A 1841-nucleotide genomic window follows, 5' to 3' on the forward strand; every position below is an offset into this window, starting at 1 on the left:
CCACGACATCCGCGCCGGCTTCTTTCGCTGCCTCGATCGACACGGCGCTGTTGGTGCCGCAGTCGACGGTGACGATCAGCTTCGCGCCGCGCGAGATCAGCTCGCGCATAGCTTCCGGATTCGGGCCGTAGCCTTCGAAGATGCGGTCGGGGATATAGATCTCGGACGGCACCGAAAAATGCGCCAGAAAGCGCTTCAGCAGCGCCGACGACGCGGCGCCGTCGACATCGTAGTCGCCGAAGATCGCCACCCTCTCGCCGGCCACGACCGCATCCGCGATGCGCGCCGCCGCCTTCTCCATGTCGGTCAGCGAGGCCGGGTTCGGCAAAAGCTCGCGAATCGTCGGATCGAGGAAGCGCTCGGTCTGCTCGACCGTCACGCCGCGCCCAGCCAGCACCCTTGCGACGATGTCCGGCACGCCATGACCCTGCGCGATGGCCAAAGCGGCCATGTCCTGCCGCTCGGTCAGCCGGTGCTCCCAGGAAACACCGGTCGCCGACTGCCTGACATCGAGGAAGAAGCGTCTCTCGCCCATCATGAGACGCGCCGTCTGCACACCATCCTTCGGCAGATATCAAGATGCGACAGCCCTAGCAATTCCGGGAAAGCGAACCACCCCGGAAAACTGTGGAAGGGCGCTCCGACCGTAATTGCGCGAAAGTGTCTACAAGGACGAAATCAGAACTTTTCCAGATCCTGATGGCGCGCCTTGATCTCGCGCACTGTGCGCGAGGACGAGCGCAGCACGATGGTGTGAGTGGTGATGAAGGTGCGCCCGAACTTCACCCCGCCGAGCAGATTGCCGTCGGTGACGCCGGTCGCCGCGAACAGCACGTCGCCGCGCGCCATGTCCTGCGCGCGATAGACCCGCTTCGGATCCGAAATGCCCATCTTTTCGGCCCGTGCAATCTTCTCCGGCGTGTCGAGGATCAGCCGGCCCTGCATCTGTCCGCCCGTGCAGCGAAGCGCCGCCGCGGCCAGCACCCCTTCCGGCGCGCCGCCGGTGCCGAGATAGATGTCGATGCCGGTCTCTTCCGAATCGGTGGTGTGGATGACGCCGGCGACGTCGCCGTCGCCGATCAGCCGGATGGCGGCGCCCGTGGCCCGCACCGCGTCGATCAGCTTGGCATGGCGCGGCCGGTCGAGGATGCAGGCGGTGATGTCGGGCACCGCCACGCCCTTGGCCTTGGCGAGATTGGCGATGTTCTCGGCCGGCGGCGCGTCGATGTCGATCAGGCTGTCCGGGTATCCCGGCCCGATGGCGATCTTGTCCATGTAGACGTCGGGCGCGAACAGCAGGCTGCCCTTTTCCGCGATGGCGATGACGGCAAGCGCGTTGGGAAGGTTCTTGGCACAGATCGTCGTGCCTTCGAGCGGATCGAGCGCGATGTCGACCGCCGGGCCTTTGCCGGTGCCGACCTCTTCGCCGATATAGAGCATCGGCGCCTCGTCGCGCTCGCCCTCGCCGATGACCACGGTACCCTTGATGGCCAACCGGTTGAGTTCCTGGCGCATCGCATCGACCGCGACCTGGTCGGCCGCCTTCTCATCGCCGCGACCGCGCAGCCTGGCAGCGGCGACCGCGGCCCTTTCGGTCACACGCACCACTTCCATGGTTAGGATACGATCGAGGCCGGCTGCGATGTTTTGGGCCATGTTCATGGATGGGCATTCCTCGTTGAAACTGCGCTTTGCCTCCCGCCAGAAGCGCGCTTCTTCTGGCAAAGCTCCATGACAACGGCAAGACTTGCCGTTTCAATTTTTGAAATGGCAGCAATATCAATCGATTAAAGGTGAAGTATCACTCGAACTATTCCGCCCGCTCGATACGGATCCTGTCT

At 64.3% G+C, this 1841-nt stretch carries 2 protein-coding genes; both read right to left on the bottom strand.

All coding sequences use genetic code 11. From position 1 onward, the window contains the following. Window positions 1-538 (bottom strand): DHH family phosphoesterase (locus tag EOA60_RS31240; protein ID WP_245502657.1); only part of this gene is annotated, 538 nt, incomplete at its 3' end. A 140-nt stretch (window positions 539-678) separates the two neighbouring features. Further along, window positions 679-1662 carry a class II fructose-bisphosphatase gene (glpX, locus tag EOA60_RS31245; protein ID WP_095826122.1) on the bottom strand — a complete coding sequence of 328 codons (984 nt, stop codon included), beginning with the start codon at window positions 1660-1662 and terminating at the stop codon, window positions 679-681. Window positions 1663-1841: the final 179 nt, after the last annotated feature.

Origin of the sequence: Mesorhizobium sp. M1A.F.Ca.IN.020.06.1.1, assembly GCF_004023265.1 — a bacterium.
Taxonomy (GTDB): Bacteria; Pseudomonadota; Alphaproteobacteria; order Rhizobiales; family Rhizobiaceae; genus Mesorhizobium.

What these genes read in the sequence shown, in the direction of transcription:
- glpX (WP_095826122.1), bottom strand. Translation starts at nt 1,662, where the DNA reads ATGAACATGGCCCAAAACATCGCAGCCGGCCTCGATCGTATCCTAACC.